The organism is Pseudoroseomonas cervicalis ATCC 49957, assembly GCF_000164635.1.
In the GTDB taxonomy this organism is placed as follows: Bacteria; Pseudomonadota; Alphaproteobacteria; order Acetobacterales; family Acetobacteraceae; genus Pseudoroseomonas; species Pseudoroseomonas cervicalis.
In genome coordinates, this window is the sequence record NZ_GG771246.1 from 1 (window position 1) to 547 (window position 547).

At 77.5% G+C, this 547-nt stretch carries 1 protein-coding gene; it reads right to left on the reverse strand.

Going from position 1 to position 547, the window contains the following annotated elements; genetic code table 11:
• On the reverse strand, positions 1–547 hold a 547-nt coding region (locus tag HMPREF0731_RS22810), incomplete at both ends, for an acyltransferase domain-containing protein (RefSeq protein WP_007006648.1).

Genomic DNA, 547 nt, shown 5'->3' on the forward strand with positions numbered 1-547 from the left:
TGCCGCGCCGGCTGTGCTGGGCGCGGGAGCGGGCGACCACCAGCCGCACCGCCTGCGGCAGGGTCAGGATGCCGGCGGCATGCGCCGCCGCCACCTCGCCCACCGAATGGCCGAGGCAGAGATCGGGCCGGATGCCCTCGGCCGCCAGCGCCGCCAGGATGCCGAGCTGCACCAGGAAGAGCAGCGGCTGGGCGCGGTCGGTGCCGGCCAGCTCCTCGGCCGTGACGCCCTGCTTCAGCAGCGCCGCGCCGGACCAGCCGGTGAGCGGGCGCAGCAGCCCGTCCGCCTCGCGCACCGCGTTGCGGAAGGCGGCGTTGCGGTCCATCGCCGCGCGCGCCATGCCGGCGAATTGCGCGCCATTGCCGGAGAAGACGAAGGCGACATGCCCGGCCGCGCTGCCGCGCGCGCTGCCCTGGGTGACGCCCTCCGGCGCCTCCCCGGCCAGCCAGGATTCGAGCTGCGCCTGCAGCGCCTCCACCCCCTCGCCGCGCAGGGCGAGGCGGTGGTTGTAGAGGTCGCGGTGGCGCGCCGCGCCGCGCAGCAGGGC